This window comes from Thermosipho sp. 1244 (assembly GCF_018588215.1).
GTDB classification, from domain to species: Bacteria; Thermotogota; Thermotogae; order Thermotogales; family Fervidobacteriaceae; genus Thermosipho; species Thermosipho affectus.
This window is the reverse complement of the sequence record NZ_LNGA01000023.1, coordinates 248,247-265,043: the sequence shown is the minus strand read 5'-3', so window position 1 is coordinate 265,043 and position 16,797 is coordinate 248,247. Positions and strand designations below refer to the sequence as shown.

The 16,797-nt window shown below is 29.8% G+C and carries 17 protein-coding genes; 11 read left to right on the top strand and 6 right to left on the bottom strand.

Annotated features, from left to right (window positions below; genetic code table 11):
- Window positions 1-5 precede the first annotated feature (5 nt).
- Genes pgsA through AS157_RS06420 form a run of 6 tightly spaced genes read right to left on the bottom strand, consistent with a single transcriptional unit; the run spans window position 6 to window position 5,890 of the window.
- Window positions 6-527, bottom strand: a complete 522-nt coding sequence (gene pgsA, locus AS157_RS06445; protein WP_077289609.1) for a CDP-diacylglycerol--glycerol-3-phosphate 3-phosphatidyltransferase — start codon at window positions 525-527, stop codon at window positions 6-8.
- A 4-nt stretch (window positions 528-531) separates the two neighbouring features.
- Window positions 532-1,815: a 30S ribosomal protein S12 methylthiotransferase RimO gene (gene rimO, locus AS157_RS06440; protein WP_077289608.1), complete on the bottom strand. Its 1,284-nt coding sequence runs from the start codon at window positions 1,813-1,815 to the stop codon at window positions 532-534.
- A 4-nt stretch (window positions 1,816-1,819) separates the two neighbouring features.
- Window positions 1,820-2,359 (bottom strand): DUF4416 family protein, encoded by a 540-nt coding sequence (locus AS157_RS06435; protein WP_077289606.1) that lies wholly within the window; start codon window positions 2,357-2,359, stop codon window positions 1,820-1,822.
- The gene (locus AS157_RS06430) at window positions 2,347-2,874 is read right to left on the bottom strand and encodes a hypothetical protein (RefSeq protein WP_077289604.1); all 528 of its coding nucleotides are present in this window, start codon (window positions 2,872-2,874) and stop codon (window positions 2,347-2,349) included. Before AS157_RS06430 ends, AS157_RS06435 begins: the two co-directional genes overlap by 13 nt.
- Before the next feature lie 7 nt (window positions 2,875-2,881).
- Window positions 2,882-4,963 (bottom strand): efflux RND transporter permease subunit, encoded by a 2,082-nt coding sequence (locus tag AS157_RS06425; RefSeq protein ID WP_250880072.1) that lies wholly within the window; start codon window positions 4,961-4,963, stop codon window positions 2,882-2,884.
- Entirely contained in the window at window positions 4,964-5,890 is a 927-nt protein-coding gene (locus tag AS157_RS06420) for a DNA polymerase III subunit delta (protein ID WP_077289602.1), read from the bottom strand.
- A gap of 63 nt (window positions 5,891-5,953) precedes the next feature.
- Here AS157_RS06420 and AS157_RS06415 point away from each other — a divergent pair, with 63 nt between their 5' ends.
- Genes AS157_RS06415 through gltA form a run of 11 tightly spaced genes read left to right on the top strand, consistent with a single transcriptional unit; the run spans window position 5,954 to window position 16,781 of the window.
- Window positions 5,954-6,934, top strand: coding sequence for a CheR family methyltransferase (locus AS157_RS06415; protein ID WP_077289600.1), 981 nt, complete (start codon window positions 5,954-5,956; stop codon window positions 6,932-6,934).
- 5 nt (window positions 6,935-6,939) lie between these two features.
- Window positions 6,940-7,623, top strand: coding sequence for a hypothetical protein (locus tag AS157_RS06410; protein ID WP_077289598.1), 684 nt, complete (start codon window positions 6,940-6,942; stop codon window positions 7,621-7,623).
- 4 nt (window positions 7,624-7,627) lie between these two features.
- The gene (locus tag AS157_RS06405) at window positions 7,628-9,391 is read left to right on the top strand and encodes an ATP-binding response regulator (RefSeq protein ID WP_077289596.1); all 1,764 of its coding nucleotides are present in this window, start codon (window positions 7,628-7,630) and stop codon (window positions 9,389-9,391) included.
- Window positions 9,384-9,935 (top strand): chemotaxis protein CheB, encoded by a 552-nt coding sequence (locus tag AS157_RS06400; protein WP_077289594.1) that lies wholly within the window; start codon window positions 9,384-9,386, stop codon window positions 9,933-9,935. Before AS157_RS06405 ends, AS157_RS06400 begins: the two co-directional genes overlap by 8 nt.
- 24 nt (window positions 9,936-9,959) lie before the next feature.
- Window positions 9,960-11,219 (top strand): chemotaxis protein, encoded by a 1,260-nt coding sequence (locus tag AS157_RS06395; protein WP_077289593.1) that lies wholly within the window; start codon window positions 9,960-9,962, stop codon window positions 11,217-11,219.
- A 1-nt stretch (window position 11,220) separates the two neighbouring features.
- Window positions 11,221-12,078 carry a radical SAM protein gene (locus AS157_RS06390; RefSeq protein ID WP_077289592.1) on the top strand — a complete coding sequence of 286 codons (858 nt, stop codon included), beginning with the start codon at window positions 11,221-11,223 and terminating at the stop codon, window positions 12,076-12,078.
- Complete coding sequence (locus tag AS157_RS06385; RefSeq protein ID WP_077289591.1) at window positions 12,072-12,833, top strand: radical SAM protein; 762 nt, start codon at window positions 12,072-12,074, stop codon at window positions 12,831-12,833. The genes AS157_RS06390 and AS157_RS06385 overlap by 7 nt, the downstream gene beginning before the upstream one ends.
- A complete protein-coding gene (locus AS157_RS06380; RefSeq protein WP_077289590.1) occupies window positions 12,830-13,759 on the top strand; it encodes an ROK family protein in 930 nt (309 codons plus the stop codon). The genes AS157_RS06385 and AS157_RS06380 overlap by 4 nt, the downstream gene beginning before the upstream one ends.
- A complete protein-coding gene (locus AS157_RS06375) occupies window positions 13,737-14,564 on the top strand; it encodes a carbohydrate kinase family protein (protein WP_077289589.1) in 828 nt (275 codons plus the stop codon). The genes AS157_RS06380 and AS157_RS06375 overlap by 23 nt, the downstream gene beginning before the upstream one ends.
- A 13-nt stretch (window positions 14,565-14,577) precedes the next feature.
- Complete coding sequence (locus AS157_RS06370; protein WP_077289588.1) at window positions 14,578-15,414, top strand: sulfide/dihydroorotate dehydrogenase-like FAD/NAD-binding protein; 837 nt, start codon at window positions 14,578-14,580, stop codon at window positions 15,412-15,414.
- Window positions 15,405-16,781, top strand: coding sequence for an NADPH-dependent glutamate synthase (gene gltA / locus AS157_RS06365; protein ID WP_077289587.1), 1,377 nt, complete (start codon window positions 15,405-15,407; stop codon window positions 16,779-16,781). Before AS157_RS06370 ends, gltA begins: the two co-directional genes overlap by 10 nt.
- The last annotated feature ends 16 nt before the right edge of the window (window positions 16,782-16,797 follow it).

Sequence of the window (16,797 nt, the reverse complement as noted above, 5' to 3'; positions counted from 1 at the left end):
TAAAATCACCCCTTCAAAACTCTAATATTTTGTCCAAGATACAAAATCCCAGAAGCAATGGTAAAAAATACTACTACATACGCCAGGATATCATCTACCATATAAACGTTATATCCTATACTTTTCAAAAATAGAACAACTATCCAAATCATTTGAGAAACAGTTTTTAACTTTCCAAAGTAATTTGCAGCAATTACTTGATTGGACACAAGAGCTGCCATTCTCACTGTAGTAACTAACGTATCCCTAAAAACTATAACTATGACTATCCAACTTGGAATTAAATTAAGCTCTACAAAAGCTATCAAAATACTCGTAATAAATATCTTATCACTCATTTGATCGAAAATTTTACCAAAGTTAGTTACCTGATTTAATTTTCTTGCAAAATATCCATCAAAATAGTCGCTAATAGCTGCAACTAGAAATAACGCAAATGCAAATAAAAAAAATCCCTTCAAAATCAAAAAAACTATGACAGCAGTTAAAAGTACCCTAGCCCAAGTAATAGTATTTGGAATATTCAAACTATCACTCCTCAATAAATTCTCCTTCTAAGTCATAAATGTCTGCAGAAGTAATCTTTACATTAAAAAAGCCCTTTTTAAAATTCCCCTTAACAAATACACTACCGTCAATCTCTGGGGCATCCATATAACTTCTTCCAACTAAAACTCCTGCTTCTTCTTCGTCAAATAATACTTTTAATACCTTTCCCACAAGTTTTTCGTTTTTTTCCAAAGAAATTTGGGCTTGAATATCCATTAATTCTTCCAATCTTTCTTCAGCCAATTTCCTTGGAACTTTTCCATCTAGTTTAAAGGAAGCTGCCTCTTCTTCATCTGAATACAAAAATGCACCCAATCTATCAAATTTTACCTCTTTTACAAACTCAAGCATTTTTTGAAACTCCTCATCTGTTTCACCTGGAAACCCCACAATTATACCTGTCCTCAAAACGGCATTGCTGTAAAAATTCCTAATTTTATTAATCAACAATAGGAGTTCTTCTACTTTTCTAGTCCTATTCATTAATCGTAGTATATTATTACTTGCATATTGAATAGGCATATCGAAATATTTTAAAACTTTTTCATAAGAAAAAGCTTCAATAATCTTATCTGTGATATGATCGGGATGCATATACATAACCCTAACCCAAAAGTCTCCAGGTATATCGTTTATCCTTTTTAAAAGCTCAGGTAATTTTTGCTCTCCGTAAAGATCTATACCATATCCCGTTGTATCCTGTGCTACCAATATTACTTCTTTTATCCCAGAATTAACTAAAAACTTTACTTCATTCAACAAGTCTTCAATTTTTCTACTCTTAAAACTACCTTTGAATAACGGAATAGTACAAAAACTACACGCTCTATCACAACCATCTGAAATTTTCACATACGCATATTGTTTGTTATCAACTCGTCCATAAAAATTATAAACCGCATTTGGCATATCGGGAATGACACTTTTTTTACCTATATTTTCCGCAATCTTTTTTGGTTCTACAACACCAAACCATCCGTCAACTTCCGGTATTTCTTTTTTCAATTCCTTTCCAAATCTTTGTACTAAACAACCTGTTACAAAAACCTTTAAATTCCTTTCTTTCTTTAATTCCACATATGTTAATATCTCCTCAATAGATTCCTTCTTAGCATTCAAAATAAAACCACAAGTATCAACAATCACCGCATCTGCTTCACTTAAATTATCCACCACGTTATTTCCCATTTTTTTCAAATGAGCCTTTAATATTGCACAATCTGCTTCATTTTTTGGACATCCTAAAACATCCACATAAAAATTCATCATTTCACCTCAAAAACTTTTTTCTCTTTTCAAGATACATTAACCTTATTCTTTCCAATTCTTTTTTGTATTCTTCTTCTTTATAATTTGGATATGTGAAATCGTAGTCCTTCCACCTTCCATTAATGTACATCAATGTAGGTTCTGCATATATTCCTTTTCCAATGTATATTCTATGTGGCCACATTTTTGTAGTTGCAAGTACAAATTGCATATGGTGAATATAACCTGGATCAATATTAAATCTTCTATTTCCATTCACCGCAAATTCATTTTCAATATTATTAGTAATATTTTTTATATCTGCAAGTTGTGCAGGATGGATAAGTCTCTCAAAACTTATTAATATTCCACGTACACCTTCCCCCATCTCTTTGTTATAATACAATGTATATTTTTCAAAATCTAAAATCTCAGATTTGTAATCAATAGGACCAAAATATTCTATCAATCTATTCTTAACTTCTTCAAACCAATATTCAACTTGAGAAGAGAAAAAAAACATGACTAAGTTAACCATATCTACCTTTCTTATTTTTCCCATTTTATCACCACCTTAAAATTATCCATATTGATTAGCTTTTTCTCGTTGTTGATTTTTAAAAGCAAAGCTTTTCCATTTACTACATGCTCTCCTATCCCAAGTGAAAATACCCTTCCGACTTTTCCATCCACAACAATCTCTTTTTGCGACCTTAAAGTCACTAAAGGAGCTTTATAAACTTCAATTAACAATTTCACAGAAATAAAAAATAACAAACCACTGATAAAAAGCAAAAAATAAATTACATATATATTTTTTAACCTTTTTAATGAAAACTCTCTTTGACTTTTTCCAAGTTCAAACAAAGTAGTGAGGTCTTCAGAAATATTAAAAAAAAACCTCAGCTTTTTTAAATCATCTTTGATAAATTCAGGCTCACCAGAAAAGTCTCCTTCAAAATATCTTCGGAGATTTTCAATATCTATTTCCAGCTTTTCTGAAAGTTTTAATAACGAAATCTTAGAGGATGCCACCTCTTTCTTTAAAATATATGATATTTCCTTCCAGCCATCCATATTAATATTATACTCCATTTCTATCCGAATTTGCAATAAACAGTAAAGTAGGTAAAAGTGTCAAACTAAAAATTGAGCTTGTAATCATAGAAACCCACATTATTCCAACTAAATATTCATGTATTTTCAAAGGAGACAAGAGTAAAACCGAAAGACCTATTGCAAGTCCTAATGCATTTGCCAAAATAGGTTTTGAAGTTACATCAAAAGATTTTTCAATGGCAAGTTTTTTATTCTTTAAAATTTTTAAATAGTAGTTATAACTCTCAATAAAGTGAATAGCATAGTCTATACCAACTCCAACCACAATACTTCCCATTGTTGCAGTAATTATACTCAATTTTATATTAAAGTAGCCCATAAACCCAAACATAACTAGCAAAGACAAGGAAATAGGTAAAATTGAAATAAAAGATTCCTTTAAGTTTTTTAATCTAATCAAGACAATCAAAAACACCAAAAGTACTGCAAGTAATAAAGACTTTATTTGCTGCGGAACTAATACCTCATTCATCTCTTTCATAATGTACGGAGTACCTGTTATCTTTACACCTGATGGAGCTTTTTTTTCTATATCAGTTAAAATTTCATTGTTAATTTCTTTTGGAAAAATCAAAATTCTCCCCGACAAGCTTTTCAAATTTATAAAATTATCGTAAATAGATGGAATTAAATTTAAAAGTACTTTTACCCGAAAAATATTCTTTGGATAACCTCTTTGCCCTAAGATTTTCTCATTTATATTTTTCATTATATCGTAAAACGAAACCGCCTTAACATTAGATAAACTCTTCTCAAAATTCAATATTTTATTTGCAAAATCCGGTAATAGCAAATCATTGGTTTTAAAATATCCGTATACAGGTACAGAAACACCTGCAACTTTACTTACAACATCTACATTTTTTTTAACGGAAGTATATTCTTTATAAAGATCCAACATATAAAAATTATTATCTACAAAATACATACCTGGTAAAAACACTAATAATATAAATATTGTAAAAATCACAGACTTTTTACCTATAAAATTCTTAAACATTACTGATATTCTGCTTTCTTCCTTTTTAGGTGTTATATCACTCTTCAATAGTACAACAGGCAAAAAAAACCAAGTGGCAATGCCTGCAAAAGTAACACCAAGTGCACTAAATTTACCCATTTGAGCCAAAGATCGAGAATCTATTATCGCAAGTGACAAAAAACCAGCAACTGTTGTTATTGTAGTTAAAACCATTGCAACACCAGTACTTCTAAATGTCTCCCTTAAAGCACCAAATTTATCACTTTTCTCTTTGTTATCCATAAAATGAGAAACAAAATGTAATCCATCAGCACTTCCCATAATTATCGTGAAAATAGGTGCAAGTATTGTCAAAATCGAAATTTCTCTCACAGTCCAACCTATAAATCCAAGAGTCCACAATGCACCCATTCCTGCTGGAAAAACTGAAAATAAAGTAGGCTTTATTCCACCTAATCTCCATTTAAACACAATAAATATGGTTAAAATTGCGATAGGCGGAATAGTAAAGATAATTAACAACAAATAATCGTAAATTTTTTCTTGCAAATATGCACTACCTGCAAAATAATGTGGTATATTAATTACCTTATCTATCTTTGACACTACCTTTTTCTCTGGAAAAATATAAAACATAACATAGTACTTCCCATCCTCTTTCAAAACCGTATTAAGTTTTTCAAGAAAAGATCTAGCCAACTTAAAATTTTCTTCCGTTATATTTGAGATATTTACCTTTCTAAATCCCACAGGTATCTCTTTTGGAAGTGGGGAAACAACCTTCCCTATTCCATCAATTCCCTCCAATTTTTCATTTAACTCTCTAATTTCCTTTAATCCTTCTAGACTTAATGGATTAAAGTCAAATTCTACTAATAAATTTAGTTGGTTTTCAGATGAAAAATCTCTTTCCATCTCATTTAAAATTTTTTCATACTTTGAATTTTCCAATTTAAAAAGTGAAAAATCTGCTTTCAACTTTATCCTAAACAATCCAATAAAGAAAGTAACATTAATTATCATTAGAAATACCATTATCTTTTTTGCATATTTTTCGTAAAACAACTACCACACCTCCTTAATAAAATTCAACAATTCAACATCCACAACACCTCCAGTTTTAACAGCTCTATCTAAAAAATACAATTTTTTTATTATAGCCTCTATTTTGTCTAAATCATAAGTAATTAAGTGGTTTACTGGTTCAAATCTTTGATTTTTAAACTTAAATCCTACAAATCTTGCTATCTTTGAGCTTGAAATTTTCAACTCTCTTGAAATTTTTGAAAGCTCGGGCCAACTAAAGCGTACCTTCCCATTTGCATAAATCGCTAATTTGTATAATGAGATAAAATGATTAGACAAACTATAAACTATTATAGGAAATTCATAATCTTTTGTTATTTCTTTTACACATTTGAACACTTCCATCCTTTTCTCAGAAATCATGAAACAAAAATCATCCAACTTTGAAGTAGTATATTTGTGTATCAAATCTTTTGCCAATTCAATAGATAAATCTTTCCCGAAAACTTTTAACTTTTTTATCTCATTATAAATTGCATATTCATTAGGCCCTACATTTTCAAATAACAAATTAATTAGATCTTCATCATTTTTCAAACCTTCATCAACTAAAAATTTTGATATCAATTTCTTCCATTTTTCTTCTTCCCAAACATTTGGTAACTTAAATTCTTCAACTTTTAATCCCTTAATCTTATTCTGTGTCCTTAAAATCAAAAAATCTTTATCTGAAACATTCAACTCCAATATTTTTTTTCTTTCACTTGTTTTAAATTTATCAAAATCAATTATATCTACTATAACGTTCTCTGAAAATAATCCCAAATTTGACAATTTCTCAATTACTACAGATATATCATATCCTGGATATATTCTTATATATTCCGATTTAACACGCTCTTTTAAACTTTCGACGTACTTTTCTTTCATAAGATCTGAGTTTCCAAAAAGATTAATTATTGGCATGTAAATCACCTCTTACGTATTATATCACACAAAATTATAGTATAATTTGCCTAGGGGGAAAAAATGAGAAAAAAACTATCAAAAATCTTAAAAGAGTTAAATCTGAAAACTTCTAAAAAACTTGTAGAAAGATTGGAAAAACAAATAAACGTAGAAAATTTAAGTGAAAACATGCTTAAAAAACTAGTAATAGACAACTTAACAATAGGAGAAACTTACTTTTTCAGAGATAGAAAAACTTTTGAGTTTTTAAAAAATATCATGAAAAAAAAGGATTCTTGGAAAATCCTAAGTGTTGGTTGCTCAAAAGGAGAAGAAGTATACTCCTTGGCGTTTTTGATTAATGATTTAAACTTGAATGCAAAAATAATAGGTATAGATATAAATCCCGATAGAATTAAAGAAGCAAAAAATGGAAAATACAAATTTTGGAGTGTACGATTTCTTACTAACACAGAAATAAGAAAATATTTTAACGTAGTAGGCAATACATTTTATGTAAAAGAAAAGTATAAAAAATATGTCGAATTTTACAATAAAAATATAATGGAAATTTCGAATGATAAATTTGATATAATATTTATAAGGAGAGTCTTAATATATATACCTGAGCAAAAAAGAATGGCTAAGAAACTTTTTGAACTAACAAAGGGAAATGGATATGTAGTTTTAGGTCAAGGTGAATATCATCCTGCGTTATACGATTTTTTCACCCCTATAGATGTTCCATACATATTGAAAAAAACAAAAAAAATAAAAGAAAAATATGTTCCAAAAATTTCCGAAAAAGAACTTGATTTTGAAGATGAAATTCACCTAGTTGAAAATTACATTGAAAACGAGGAATATGAAAAAGCTTACAGAATAATAAAGGGTCTATCTAAAAAAATTCCTCTATCCTACATAGTATTCAAATATAAAACTTTCTTAGAAATAAAACTTAATAAGATAAATGATGCGAAAAAATCCTATAAAGTGGCAATACTTTTAAATCAGAATAACGATGATGAAATATGGCAGTTAAAATATCTCCTTAAGGAGTGAAGCTTATGTTTTTTTTATGTGAAATAGAAGATAAAGACAAAACATATAAAATAGCACTTCCAAAGGAACAAATTATGGGAATAAGTTCAAAACTGATAAAAACCCCAGATAATGTAAGTTTTTGTTTGTTTGCCAATAAACTTTATCCCGTCTACTCCCACAAAAATCTCAAAAAACCTAAACTTAAATTTTTTCTCGTTTTTGAAAAATTCGCCTTTGGTATAACAAGAATAATAAAAGAAACAAATTACTCCCCTAAAAAAATAGAAAATAACGATATCTACACAGGTGTGATATTTGAGAGAGACGAATATTTTATATACAATATTAAAAAGATCTCTATTCCGCACCAAATAAGGGACTCCACTCAAAACAATAAAAAAAAGCTCAGCAAAGATAAAAGTGAATACCTAATATTAGATGGAAAATTTGCTATCTATAAAAAAAATGTACTTATAATACTTCAAAGTAAAGAAGTTATAAAATTTCCCGTGGATAAATATGTTGGATTTGTAGAACACAAAAAAATAATTCCAGTAAAAAAGATAACAGACGGTAAACACGTAGTTGTCACAAACCATACTGCATATCAATGTAACAAAATAAACCTTATAAATGGGAAAGTTTTCGAAAGTAACAATATAAAAATCTTAAAATGTGACTTTGGTAACCTGCAAATATTGGAGTGATATTATGGATTTTACAGAAATATTTCTGTCGGAACTTTTGGAAAAATCTAAAGAAGCAAAAGAACTTATTTCAAAAATAAAAGAAGAAAAAGAAAAAAGCTACATAAAAGATTTGTATAGAATCTTTCACACTTTAAAGGGATCAGCAAGTCTTGTGGAAATGAAAAACTTTTCAAAACTCTTTCATAAAATAGAAAGTTATTTCAAAGAAAAATCAGAAAATGAAGAGATACCTGATACTACATTTCTGGACAACGTCATAGCTATAATTTCCAACATTTCAAATAAAAAAGAAGATTTAACAGAAAGCGAACTTTCAAAATTTTCAGACATACTTGATGGAAAAATTTCTGTAGAAGAAGATTTAATAATTTCAGAAAAAGACATATTTGAAATTTCCGAAATCAGTGAGTTTATATCACAAATCTTGGAAATAGAAAATACTATTATAAGAAATGATTTAAAAAACGCTCTAAACCAAATTAAAAGTTTGAAGAAGCACATGATAGAAATACTTGAGAGTATTCTATTTGTAGACTTAGAAAGCGTTTTGAATGACTTCAAAGAACTTGTACAAAAAGAAGCAAAAAGATATGGAAAAAAAATAAATGTAAAACTAAACGTAAAAGGCGTAAAAATTGAAAAAAAAGATGTAAAAGATATAATAAACATACTAGTACACCTTGCAAGAAACGCCGTTGCACATGGAATTGAAACACCTGAAGAAAGGAAAAAAATCGGCAAAAATGAAGTAGGAAATATAGAAATAAAAGCATATATAAAACAAAATAAAATATTTATTGAGATTTCAGACGATGGCAGAGGAATTGACTATAATAAAATAGAAGAAAAAATAAAAAAATTAAATTTAAATATTTCACCTCAAGAAGCCATATTTCTACCAGGCTTTAGTTCAAAAGATGAAGCAGATGAACTTTCCGGTAGAGGTATAGGTTTAGATATGGTTAAAAATTTTTCTACTCTAAGAGGTGGAGACGTTAAAGTTGAAAGTGAAAAAAATAAAGGTACAAAATTTACTATTTTCTTTGAAATAAAGAATTTTATTACGAAAGTACTTATATTAAAAGACGAAGATATGGTATTTTCAATAGAAACTTCAGATATTATCCAGCTTTCAAAGTATGAAGAAGTAATAGATGGGAAAATACTATTAAGCAATAAAGTATATGATGTAACATATAATTCAAAAAAACCAAAATTTGTGGTTATAACCCAAAATGACAAAGCATTAGTTGTAGAAAATATAATTGGTATCTTTGATGGAAAGTTTGTTCCAGAAGAGCTTTCATACATAAAAGGATTTGTAAAAAATATTTTTCCATATCCCATCCCTGTAATAGATATAGAAAAATTCAATAAACACGTAAAAACATTTCAAAATCACAAAAAGATACTGATTATAGACGATTCTGTTATTACAAGAAAAATTATCTCTAACTTTCTTGAAAAATCCAAATTCAAGACTGAAACCGCAAAAGACGGAATTGAAGGGTTAAAAAAACTTGAAAACAAAGATTTTGATCTTGTCATATCAGATGTTGAAATGCCTAATTTAGATGGTTTTGAACTTACAAAAAAAATTAAAAAAACAAAAAAAAATATTCCTGTAATACTCTTAAGTACTCTTACAAAGAACAACTTATCAAAAGCACTTGAATCTGGGGCAGATGCATTTATTTCAAAAGACGAATCTCCACAAAAAATTGTAGATACAATTAATAAATTATTGGGTGATACAAATGAATAAGATTATAATAGTCGGTTCTGCAGGTAGTCCTAATAATGCAGTTGAACTAGTTAATATAAATAAAAAATTAAATGTACCAGTTATAATAAATATTCATTTTACCGGAAAATTCATGGAAAGTTTTGCAGAGCATATAAGAAATAACACGCATCAAAACGTAACGATTGTGAATAATATTACAGAATTATTACCAGGAATTTTTTTACCAACAGGAGGAAAAAGTTTGATATTTGTATCTAAAGATAAAGTTAAGAGTGCCGAAGATAAATCTACCATTACACATCCATCAATAAATACATTATTTAAATCTCTAATAAAATATGCAAGTTCAAACTTTTTTATCTTTGTTTTAAGTGGTTTGGGAAATGATGGGCAACAATACATAGAACAACTTCAAAATAAAAATGTCAAATTCTTCATACAAAAAGACGCCGATTTTGATTATTTACCAAATAGCTATATAAGAAAGAATAAGAACTTCACATTACTAACACTTGAAAAAATGAAAAGTATAATAGTTTCACTCAACAATGAGAAAAAGTAATTATTTATTTCAGGAGGGATATATATGAAAAATTTTTCTAAACTTTCATTAGCACTTAGTATATGTTTTTTGGTAATTGTTTGGTTACTGGCAACCACCTTTGTTATTCCTTTTTTCTCAAGAGCACTTAAGGAAACCGCCGTTTCTCAATTTGAAGATAAAATAAATATAATTGCTAAGACAAAAGCATATGATGTAATATTCAAACAAGATACACTGGAGTATTATTACCTAATATCTAAAGATGGTATAACTTTAAATCATAATGATAAATCAAAAATTGGAAAAGATTTTTCAAAATTTTTCCCAGACTTCTTCAAGTATATGCAAGAAAAAAAGGAAGGCACATACGAATATGTGTTCGAAAATAAAAAGAAAATAGCAGCCTTTGCATTCGATGGAGAAAATTTTATAGTAGCAGCTGTTAACGAAGATGATCTATTTCCAATGATAAAAAAATTCAAAAAGCTATTTTATACTGTTATACTTCCGTTGATATCCATAATTAGCATAACTTTGGGATATGTATTTGGTATATTTATACACAAAAAAAACCAAGAAGACTTTGAAAAAGTTAATAATCTCTTCAAAGATATACTTGAAAATATTGTTTTAACTTCATCTTCGACAGCTGAAATAAAATCAATGGCCGAAAATACAGAAAATGCCATGAATGAACTTGACAAATCTGTAGAAGATTTTGCCGCATTTATTGAAGAAACAACTGCTGAAATCGAAACATCCACAGAAAAAATCAAAGATTTCACAGCACAAATGAAAGAAATAATTCAATCCAGTGCTAAACTCGCAAACTTAACAGACGTTTTGGGAAATCTAACGGAGAAAATAACGGATATTTCAGATACTATTACTGTTCTTGCAATAAATGCATCAATTGAAACAAGCAAAGAAGCTATTGATAGAGAAGGACTTTCCAGGATTGCAGAGATGATAATGGAACTTTCAAATAGCACAAGAGAACTTGCCAAAAATTCCAAAGAATCACTCTCAAATATCGAAAAAATTATAACATCAAACATTTTAATTTCAGAAAAAGCCTCAAAAGAAATATTGGAAGTAAATGAATCACTTAACGCTATAAACGAGATAAATAATTCCACAATAGACAATATCGATAAAATTACCAAAGTTTCTAAAACAACTCGCGAAGCAACTGAAGAATTATATTCAGGTCTTGAGCAAGTTGAAGATGCTATAGAGAAGGTTAGAAATAAAATACAAGAATTTGAGAAACATTTTATAGAACTCAAAAGAGGAGGATAAAATGCTAAAAAGATGTACATTATGTCCAAGAAAATGCATGATAAATAGATATGAAAAACGGGGAATTTGTGGAACAGACTTCAAAATTAAGATCGCAAATATATTGCTTCACAAAGGTGAAGAACCACCTATTTCCGGAAAAAACGGGGCAGGAATCGTATTTTTTTCAGGCTGTCCAATGAAATGTGTATACTGTCAGAATATGGGTTTTTCACAAAAAGGTGTTGGTAAAGAAATATCAATTGAAAAACTTTCAGATGCTTTTCTAAAACTACAAGAAAGTGGCGCATATACATTGGATCTAGTTACAGCAACTCAATATGTACCACAAATAATAGAAGCATTGAATATCGCAAAATCAAAAGGATTCAAATTACCAGTTGTGTATAATACATCAAGTTATGAAAATGTAGAAACTTTAAAGATGCTTGAAGGTTATGTAGATATATACCTTGCCGACATTCGATATACAAACTCTATGTATGGTAAAATTTACTCAAAAGTTGACAATTATTGGGAAATTGCGCAAGTTGCAATAAAAGAAATGTACAGGCAAGTAGGTCCTTTTATTAAAGATAAAGGACTTATAATTAGAATACTTGTACTACCAAACAATGTATCTGGACACTTCAAAGCCTTAAGATTTGTATTGGAACTTGATCCAAGAATACCTGTTTCTCTAATGTCACAGTACATTCCACATTTTGGAGCAAAAAACGATCCACTTATTGGCAGAAAAATTACAAAATCAGAATACACAGAAGCAGTGGAATACATGGAACTTTTAGGATTAAAAGGATGGATACAAACTGATGAAAAAGAAAAATTAACTACTAAGGCGGTGAATTTTAAGTGGTAATAGTAAATCCTTCTGGAACTTTACCCATATCTGTTACAAAATCCTGTCCTATAAACTGTAAACATTGTGGAGGAGTTTATATTAAAAGTATGACATACATAGATGATATGGAAAGATACATAAAACGATATAAATCATTTCTAATAAGTGGTGGAATAATGTTTGATGGTACCATACCCTTTAAAGGTTATGTCAAAAAATTAAAAGATCTAAAAGAAAAATATAATTTAATTTACAATTTTCACATAGGCTTTCCCAAAAATCCTCCATTTGAAATAGACGAAATCGCGGATGTCATAAGTTTCGATTTTTTCTCAGATAAAGATGTGATGAAAGATATATACAAGATCTCTAGATCCCCAGAAGAAATACTAAACTCTGTTTTACCATTAAAGGCACAAAAGATACCACACATAACAATCGGAATTTTCTGTGGGGAAATAACTCATGAAATAAAAAGTTTGGAAATGTTAAAAGAATATTTCGATTCTATAGTATTAAACATCTTCATCCCAACGAAAAAAACCGAATTTGAAAACTGTAAACCACCTGCTATAAATGATGTAAAAATGGTTTTTGATATGGCACAAAAATATTTTAAAACCGTCGTACTTGGATGCATGCATCCACATGGAAAATATAGAGAAATACTTTTAAACAACATCACTCCTAATATTTTTGTAAATTCTGCAAGCAAAATCTACGACTATAAAGGATGTTGCTCACTTTATCTTGCAAAGGAGGCCACAAAATGAAAATCATAGGTGTTGATCTTGGTGGAACATATGTGAAAATCGGATTAGTAGATACAAAATCAGGAAAAATTTTAAAAAAATCATCCATAGAAACCAAAGTACATCTTGGTGGAGAAACCGTAGTCAAAAGGATTGCGGATGCAATTTTGGAATTATCAAATGGTGATTTTCACGCCGTTGGAATTGGTTCTCCTGGTTCAATTGATAAAGAGAATGGAATTGTGAGGTTTTCACCCAACTTTCCAGACTGGCATAATTTTAAGCTTGGACCAGGACTTTCAAAATTATTAAACAAAAAAGTCTACGTAGAAAATGATGCAAATTCTTTTGTCTTAGGTGAAAAATGGTTTGGAGCTGGAAAAGGAAAAAAACACATTGTGGCATTAACACTTGGAACGGGTGTAGGAGGAGGAGTTATATCCCACAACAAATTAATTACTGGAAATAACGGTATCGGCACAGAATTAGGACATGTAATAATAAATCCCAACGGCCCTTTATGTGGTTGTGGCAACTATGGTTGTCTTGAAGCCTATGCATCAGCTACTGCAATAGTAAGAATGGCTCTGGAACGAAAAAAGAAATACCCAAATTCACTGATATTTAAAGATAATGAAATTACCGCTAAATCCATATTTGATTTAGCAAAACAAAATGACAGATTGGCTAATATGATTAAAGATGAAGTTGTAGAAGCACTTGCAATAGGTATTACAAGTTTCATCCATATATTCAACCCGGAAGTTATAATTATCGGAGGTGGTGTATCAAGAGCAGGAGATATTCTCTTTAATCCACTTAAGAAAAGGGTAGATGAACTTGTAATGCCATCTTTTAAAAACACATATGAAATTATTCAAAGTCCTTTAGTCGAAAATGCTGGCATATTGGGGGCTGCTTCCATTGTTTTACAAAGAGAAAGTTGATATTGTATGTATAGGAAAAACAAATTTAGATATACTTTATTACGTAGACTCTATTAAATTAGAAAACAATAATATTTCAAATTTTACCGTTCTTTCCACAGGCGGAAAAGCTACAAATGTTGCAGTAAATTTATCAAAATTCTGTCTAAAGGTAAGGCTTATCTCATGTATTGGAAATGATATCTTTGGAGAATTCATAAAAAATTCACTTGAAAATATATTACTTTTCACCCCAAAAATCGTAAACACATCTACTGCTATTACCAGTATAATAATAGATAAAGATGGAAATAACACGATGTTTCACAACCTTGGAGCAAATAAATTTTTATCAGAAGACCAAATTCCAGAAAAAATGGAACTTTCATTTATCCAAACAGGTATTCCAGAAAACACACTTATTAGAGCACTTAAAAATTCAAAAATTTCATTTGTAGAACTTTCAGAAACCAGCCAATTTGAAATTATCAAAAAATTCAAACCTGAAATGGTATCTTTAAATCTTCAAGAAATACAACAAATATCAAAAAAACAAACTCTAAAAGACAATATACAACATCTTTTAAAATACACAAATAACGTTATCTTAAAAATGGGAAAAGATGGTGTTTTATACGCTAACAAAAAGCAAATGATACAAAAAAAGGCAAAAAAAGTAAAAGTAGTAAACACCACAGGCGCTGGAGACGCTGTTTCTGCAGCTTATTTGTATGGATACATAAAAAAATGGGACATCGAAAAAATATTGGACTTTTCCATATCATTTGCAGCAAAAAAAATCCAAAGTCATAAATCTACTATTTAAAGGAGGGCTTTTATTGTTAAATAACATAGTAAAAAAGGAAAAATTGGCATATGGTGTACATCTTCTCTGGATAGAAAACCCAATAATTTCAAAAAAAGCCAAACCTGGACAATTTGTTATCTTTAGAATTCACGAAGGTGGCGAAAGGATTCCTTTAACTATCTCTAAAACTAAAGACAATATGTTCAGAGTAATAGTAAAAGCAGTTGGTAAGAGCACGTATGAACTTTGCAAACTAAAAGAAAATGATTATATAAAGGATGTTGTAGGACCTTTAGGAACTCCCAGTGAAATAAAACATTATGGAAAAGTATTAGCAATTGGTGGTGGTGTGGGAATTGCAGCGATTGCACCAATCGTTGATGCATTAATAAATGTTGGAAATAAGGTAGATACAATTTTAGCTGCAAGAAACAAAGAATCTATAATTTTGGAAGATGAATTCAAAAATTCAGACAACTTATATTTTGCAACTGATGATGGAAGTAAAGGAGAAAAGTTATTTCCTAACCAATTAATGGAGAGGTTGATAAAGAAGGAAAAATACGATGTTGTATGGGCTATAGGTCCTGCCTTAATGATGAAAACTTGTTCTGAAGTTGCCAAACAACACAATTTAAAAATTTTTGTTTCATTAAACGCCATAATGGTTGACGGAACTGGAATGTGTGGTGGATGTCGTGTTAGAATAAAAGATACATTAAAATACACTTGCGTTGACGGTCCCGAATTTGATGGCAGAGATGTTGACTGGAACAGTTTTTTAACAAGACTTTCACAATATAAAACAAAAGAAAAGAAGGCTTTAGAAAATTACTTAAAGATTGTGGGGGAACCAACATGGCTTTAAAAGATAGAGTAAACCCTATTGAAAGAAATCCCAAAGAACGTGCAAAAGACTTCTCTGAAGTTTCATTGGGGTATACTGAAAATTTAGCAATAATAGAAGCAAAACGATGTTTACAATGCAAAATCCCTACATGTGTAAAAGGGTGTCCCGTCGGCATTGACATTCCTGGATTTATAAAACAAATTGCAAATGAAAAATTCCAAGAATCATACAAAATATTGAAAAAATACAACGCTCTTCCCGCAATTTGCGGAAGGGTGTGTCCACAAGAAGTACAATGCGAAGGTGCCTGCGTGCTAAACAAAATGGGAAAACCCATAGCTATTGGATTATTAGAAAGATTTGTTGCAGATTGGGCATCTAAAAACAATATCAAAGATGAGATAAAAATTGAAAAAAAATCAAATAAGAAAATAGCAATAATAGGAGCAGGACCTTCCGGACTTACTGTTGCATCTGAACTTGCAAAATACGGATTTTTAGTTGATGTATACGAAACATTTTCAGAGCCAGGTGGTGTTCTAATATACGGAATTCCAGAATTTCGTTTACCAAAATCAATAGTAAAAAAAGAAGTTGATCTTTTGAAAGAACTAGGAGTAAACATATTCTTAAATATTCCCGTGGGTAATGCAATTGAACCGCAAGAATTATTGGAAAAATACGATGCAATTTTTATTGGTGTTGGTGCCGGTACACCAAAATTTATGAATATAGAAGGCACAGAATTAAACGGTGTTTATTCTGCAAATGAATTTTTAACAAGAATAAACTTAATGAAGGCGTATAAATTTCCAGAATATGATACTCCAGTAAAAATTGGTAAAAATGTTGTGGTAATTGGGGGAGGAAATACTGCAATGGATGCCGCAAGAAGTGCTTTAAGACTCGGAGCAAATGTTACTATAATCTACAGAAGAAGCGAAGAAGAAATGCCTGCAAGAAAAGCAGAGATCCACCACGCTAAGGAAGAAGGTGTGAAATTCCAACTACTCACACAACCTATTAGCTATATTGGTGACAAAGAAGGAAACTTAATTGGCATAAAGTGTGTAAAAATGAAGTTAGGTCAACCAGATGAAAGTGGTAGAAGAAAACCTATTCCAATAGAAAACAGTGAATTCATTATTCCTACAGAAATTGCAATTGAAGCTATAGGAACAAACCCAAACAAACTTTTGCTTTCAAAATTTGAAGGTTTAAAGTTAAACAAATGGGGATACATACAAACAAACGAGTATGGACAAACAAGTATTCCAAAAGTCTTCGCTGGCGGAGATATAGTAACAGGTTCAGCAACTGTAATACTTGCAATGGGCGCAGGAAAAAAAGCAGCAAAAAAAATTAAAGAATTCTTAAATGATTAAACTCCAGGAAATCCTG